This is a genomic window from Rheinheimera sp. UJ63 (assembly GCF_021568285.1).
GTDB classification, from domain to species: Bacteria; Pseudomonadota; Gammaproteobacteria; order Enterobacterales; family Alteromonadaceae; genus Alishewanella; species Alishewanella maricola.
The window spans coordinates 1-5,993 of record NZ_JAKGTQ010000014.1; the positions used below are offsets into that span (position 1 = coordinate 1).

The window sequence follows — 5,993 nt, forward strand, 5'->3', positions numbered from 1 at the left end:
GAGAGTCGATGAGAAAACTAGACCAATCCGATCACTTAGCGTAAAACTACAGTTATGAAAAAGAACGGCTAACGGGTGATCGGATAACTTCGGGATCGCTGTTCGGAATCACCGAAATACGCAACAACATGTCGAGTAAGTATTGGGTAGTGGTAAAAATATGAAACGCACGTTTCAAGAATTAAAAACGTCAAACCAAGCGTTGCAGCAAGAAGTCGACACTTTACAGCACGCTATGCAGCAAGACTCGGCTGCCCACATCAGCCCAAGTACTTATCAAGCCGCCCTGCAATTACTTGAAAAGGTCATTAACGAGCTTACTGCTCAAACCGACTTATTTAGCCTGTTAGAGCAAAAGACCAATCAAACTATGGCGTCTCAAAAACAGTTTAATGCCATTTTTGAACATGCGCCGGTCGGTTTTGTCATTTTAAGCACCGACTTTCAGATTGTAAACGCCAACCAGTTAGCACGAAATCTGCTCTATCTACCCCATTACACCCATATTAAAGACGACGAACCCATCAAAGTGCATGCTTACTTAGCCAAAGGCGTGGCTCGTTTTATTGATTGGTTAAGAGCGGCCTCAACCGACAGTATTTCGGTTGAACTGCATCACCCTAAACGCCAGGGCCAAGTACAAATTTATCAAGCCAACTTTGAGCTTGACGGGCAATACTACCATTTATTATCTATGGTCTCAGTAGCGAAAGAGCATCAGTTAACCCAGTCATTAAGCTTATTCAAAATGGTGGTCGAGAATCTACAAGAAGCCATTATGATAACGGATGAACATCATCATATTATTCACGTTAATCCGGCGTTTACTGCCATCACTGGCTACTCGCTAGACGATGTGTTTATGAAAAACCCTAATATTCTGTCATCAGGTAAACAGAGTTTGCAGTTTTATCAGGATATGTATGCGGAATTAAAAGAAAAGGGACAATGGCAAGGTGTATTGTATAACCGAACTAAAGCAGGTGTAGAATTTCCTGAAGAGTTGCATATTACCTCCGTTTACTCAGACAAAGCCCAAGATAAAACGATTAAATACTACATCGCCATCTTTGAAAATATTTCTGAGCAACTGGCCAAAGAAAAACACATGCAAACACTCGCTGAAACCGATGTGTTAACAGGGCTTTTAAATCGACAAGGCTTTAATCAGGTTTATCATAAAACCTTTGCAGCGGCGCAGCGTGATGGTGAAAACCTTGCGGTGTTATATATCGATTTAGACAAGTTCAAGTATGTTAATGACCAATACGGCCATGATTATGGGGATGAGTTACTAAAATCGATAGCAAAACGCTTACAGCATAATATAAAGGCAAAAGATGTTGCAGCACGAATTGGTGGCGACGAATTTGTGGTTTTAATTCAAGGTGATAACTTAGGTAAATTACTTAAGCATTTTGGTGCTAAATTACTGAAACTCTTATCCGCTCCCTACCGTTTATTTGAAATCACCTATACTTGTACCGCCAGTATCGGTATTGCTATCTATCCTGATGACGGCATTACCGAATCAGAACTGCTTAAAGCCGCTGATGCGGCTATGTATCAAGCGAAAACCTCAGGTAGAAACAAGTACGCTTTTTTAAATAAAAAATTGTTACAACAACAAGCCTCGGTAAGTGCTTACCTAGAGGCTATTCTAGAAGGGATCCACAAAGACCAATTTCAACTCTACTATCAAGCACAACATGACATGCGCACCGGCGCAATCACCGGTTTCGAGTCACTGGTACGTTGGCAATTTGCCCCTAATGATATTCGTACGCCAGCCACTTTTTTACCACAAATAGAAAATGAAATATTAATGCTAATCATGGGGAAGAAACTATTAAATCAGGTATTTAGCCAAGTTAACACTTGGCAGAACTCCGGTTTTAATTGGCCTGTATCGATCAACCTATCGGCTAATCAGCTTAAAGATGATGACACCTATCAACAAATTGCCATGCTATGCCAACAATTTCCGAATACCGTGCCATTAATACACCTTGAAGTCACCGAAACCACGATTTTTGAAAAAGATGAAATGATATTTGAGAATTTAGAAAGATGTAAACGTCTGGGTTTGAAATTAGTTTTAGATGATTTTGGTACAGGCTACTCATCAATCTATAGCCTGAAGAAGTTTCAATTTGAAGTGATCAAAATAGATAAAAGTTTTATTGACGATATACTTCATCAAGATGCCGCCAATCTTGTTATCTTAAATGGCATAATTAGCCTGATCCAAGCACTTAACTTAGCGGTAATTTGTGAGGGCGTTGAAAACGAAATACAGGTGAGTTATTTATTGAACAAACAATGTACTGTAGCTCAAGGTTTTTTTTACAATAAGCCAATGCACCGTAATAAAGTATTCAGTTATATCCTGCCCTTTTTAGCAAAATAGCAGCAATAACCTCTGCTAAAAAGCAGCCGTAGCAATTAACTAAACGCTAAGGGTAAGCACATCAGCAATGCATCTTCGCGGCCCTGCGCGCTAACGTAGTAATTATTACGGCGGCCTGTTTCGATAAAACCCGCTTGCTGATAAAGATGTAATGCCTGTTGGTTAGTTGCCCGAACCTCTAACCAGGCATCTAAAGCATTACGTTCGGTACTCTGTGCTACAAAGTGTGCAAGTAATAATTTACCGAAACCCTGACCTTGCGCCTGCGGCGCAACGGCAATATTAAATAATTGGCTTTCTACCCCAAGAAATTGGCCAATATAAAACCCTTGCAACTGTTCATGTTGAAACACACCATAATTAAAATATTGCTGATTAAAACAAGAACGAAAAACCCCTTCAGTCCAAGGGTATAAATTAGCTGCCAACTCGATGTTCATTAAGGTAGGCAAATCTTCAAGGCTTAGTAGCCGGATCTCAGGCATCGACATACTCAGATAACAGTAACCATAGCTGACGCTTTAACATGGGTTGTTTAAGTGCCACGAGTGATGGGGTGATTAAATGCGACATTTGTAAATGAATATCATCAGCTTCAGGATTTATTTGCCAGTCTGTGATGCCAAGCGATGCCAACAGACACTCAATATCTGCCGCCAGCACATCCAGCTTGCTCGCCTCAACATTGGTTATAGATTCACTCTGGCGCGCATCAGTATCTTCAGCTGAACACGGTTGCGAACAATCTGGATAAAACTCAGATTTAGGTTGCAACGGCACCACAGCAAGCTGCTTTAATAAAGTGATATGTGTTTGAGAATACATTGTCATAAGAAGAAGTGGCAGGGGCAGAGGGATTCGAACCCCCAACCATCGGTTTTGGAGACCGCTGTTCTACCAATTGGAACTATGCCCCTAGCGTTGGAGTCGCCATTATACAAAGAACCGACTAAAGGTAAAGTAAAAAACATGATGCTCCCACCTGAATGAATAGAAAACATACACTTTTTAGTAAATAAAATAAAGCCCAGAATAAACTGGGCTTTATACGCACTATTTAGCGGTTTTTTGTCGATGTTTTTCAAACCAGTAAATAATGTAGGCGGGTTTCGCCATCATGTTACTTGGCCGTGTATGTATGGCATGCGATGCCCCAGGGATCCGCACCATCGCCGTTTCTACACCACGTAACTGTAATGCCTGATAATATTGCTCAGTTTCAGAAATAGGGGTACGGAAATCAGATTCACCGGTTAATAGCATGGTGGGTGTTTCGACTTTACCAACATGCTGAATAGGAGAATATTTTAGATAATGCTCAGGATCTTCCCAAGGTAAAGCAGGAAACCAATACTGGCTAAAGTAACTGTACATATCGGCATTTAACACAAAAGAATACCAGTTAATTACCGGATTCACCGCAACCGCGGCAGCAAAACGCTTAGTATGAGCAATACTCCATGTCGTCAGCACACCACCACCGCTACCGCCCGTAACGAATAATTCGCGTTCATCGATAAAACCACGAGCAACCACTTGATCAATACCATCCATCAGATCATTAAAGTCATGGCTTGGATAATTATGATGTATCAAGTTAGCGAAGTTTTCACCGTAGCTCGTACTGCCTCGTGGGTTGGTATACAGCACCACATAACCCTGCGATGCCAGTAATTGCAACTCCATCGTAAAGTAAGGGCCATAAGCAGTATGGGGGCCACCATGGATCTCAAGGATCAAAGGATATTTTTTACTGGCATCAAAAGCCGGCGGATAAATTATCCAACCTTGCAGCTTACGTTTATCAACAGATGATTCGTACCAGAACTCTTCAACCTTCCCTATTTCACGTTTAAATAGTAAATCACGATTAAAGGAGGTTAGCTGCTGTTTTTTATTGCGCTGTAATGTCGCCAACTCAGCAGGATGGGCGGTACTGGCTTGCGTATAAGCCACTAATCCATTGTTGGCAACCGCAAATTGACCACCTGAATAAGGCCGACTATAAGAAGAGCCACCTAAATCATCAGCCAATACTTTTACTCGGCCATTCCCAGACAACTCCGCTAATAAACCTTTGCCCTCACTATCGTAAGTAATATACAGATCTTTACTATTTGCTTGCCATTGGAAACTTTCAATACCCCGATCTAAGTCTTCCGTTAAATTCTTGCTATTGCTGCCATCAATATCCATTACATACAAACGCATAGCTTGATGGGCTAATTTGCGATCATCGTAACCTAAGTAAGCAATCTTCTTACCATCAGGAGAAACTTGCGGTTGCGTATCTGGCCCAAAACGATTGGTTAACGCCGTTAATTGTTTCGTCTTAATATCTAAACGAAACAGTTCGGAATTAGAGACCGCAGTTTGCCAATCTGCATGCCGATTAGCCGATAAATACAACGCAGAACCATCCGGATGCCAACTTAAGCTGCTGCCATGGTTAAACTCTTCGTCTGTCAATTGAATTGCACTACCGCCGTCCGCTGCAATTAAATACACCTGCGTAAAGCCCGCGGGTAAATAACCGGCACCATCAGCACGATATTGCTTATTATCAATATAAATAGGCGCTTTAGCCCACTCGGCATTAGCTGGCTTACCAGGTAAGGTTACTGGAGGCGCTTTAGTCACGGGGGTGAACATGGTAAAGGCTAACCATTGTCCATCTGGTGACCAACTTAGATTAGCAGGCGAATGGTTAACATGGCTTAGCTGCACATTGCGGCCGCTATCTAACCAATACAAATGGATTTGCTGATCAGCTAAATAGGCAAGCTTACTGTTATCAGGCGACCAACGTGGAGAAGAAGCACTCTGAGCAGAATGGGTCAGCGCTTGTAATTGCCCCTTTGCATCCGCTAACCACAACACAGAACGCCGGCGGTCTGTTTGACGATCCATCCAATTGCGCACAAAAACAATTTTTTCGCCTTTACTATCGGGTTGAGGATCAGACACAAACTCAATTTCAAATACATCATCATACTCAAGCGGAGTGGTAGCTTGCACCACCCAACTTACTGAGCAAACGAGTAAAAAACTACAGAACGGTTTAACAAAACGCATAAGCGATTCTCATATTTAAGGAAGTACACTACCCATACTAGAACTCCCTGACCTTGCTGTATTAGCTTTTGCGGTTAATCAACATGGAATAACGACAGAACAAAACCAGAACAATCTCATTACATTATCAGGATAATTTATCGGCAAAAATAATCAAAATTCACTGCTTGAAAGCGTTTTGTCAGTGATACTGAACGCGTAATTAGAGTGAACCTAGAGACTGGGCAGTGCTGAGAAGGCGTTAAGATGGAAGGGTATAGACGAAGTGAGTTTTGAGTTTTGAGTTTTGAGTTTTGAGTTTTTAGCATGATGGCGAAGTACTAATTCAAATATAATCTAGCGGTTTACCTCAGTACCCGCAACAACTCGCGCCCTCAGCCTTGAGTAATACCATTCCATCTTGTTTTCTGCTCTAATTGTACTCACCAAATCATCATACTCTGAGTCTTATGAATCATACTGCTGAAGACATCCTTAAGCTTTCTCGCGCCGAGAAAAATGGGCGTAA

4 protein-coding genes and 1 tRNA gene are annotated in these 5,993 nt (G+C 41.7%); 1 reads left to right on the forward strand and 4 read right to left on the reverse strand.

The features are described 5' to 3' along the window. The first annotated feature begins 160 nt into the window (after window positions 1-160). Complete coding sequence (locus tag L1N97_RS16785; protein WP_236130560.1) at window positions 161-2,410, forward strand: EAL domain-containing protein; 2,250 nt, start codon at window positions 161-163, stop codon at window positions 2,408-2,410. 35 nt (window positions 2,411-2,445) lie between these two features. On the opposite strand, the gene rimI is transcribed toward L1N97_RS16785, so the two are convergent. The 4 genes from rimI to L1N97_RS16805 all read right to left on the reverse strand — a co-directional run bounded on the left by rimI (window position 2,446) and on the right by L1N97_RS16805 (window position 5,485). Then, window positions 2,446-2,895, reverse strand: a complete 450-nt coding sequence (rimI, locus tag L1N97_RS16790) for a ribosomal protein S18-alanine N-acetyltransferase (RefSeq protein ID WP_226751996.1) — start codon at window positions 2,893-2,895, stop codon at window positions 2,446-2,448. Beyond that, the gene (locus L1N97_RS16795) at window positions 2,888-3,241 is read right to left on the reverse strand and encodes a hypothetical protein (RefSeq protein WP_236130561.1); all 354 of its coding nucleotides are present in this window, start codon (window positions 3,239-3,241) and stop codon (window positions 2,888-2,890) included. Before L1N97_RS16795 ends, rimI begins: the two co-directional genes overlap by 8 nt. Before the next feature lie 9 nt (window positions 3,242-3,250). Further along, window positions 3,251-3,327, reverse strand: a tRNA-Trp gene (locus tag L1N97_RS16800). Between the two features lie 136 nt (window positions 3,328-3,463). Continuing rightward, window positions 3,464-5,485 carry an alpha/beta hydrolase family protein gene (locus tag L1N97_RS16805; RefSeq protein ID WP_236130562.1) on the reverse strand — a complete coding sequence of 674 codons (2,022 nt, stop codon included), beginning with the start codon at window positions 5,483-5,485 and terminating at the stop codon, window positions 3,464-3,466. Between the last annotated feature and the right edge of the window lie 508 nt (window positions 5,486-5,993).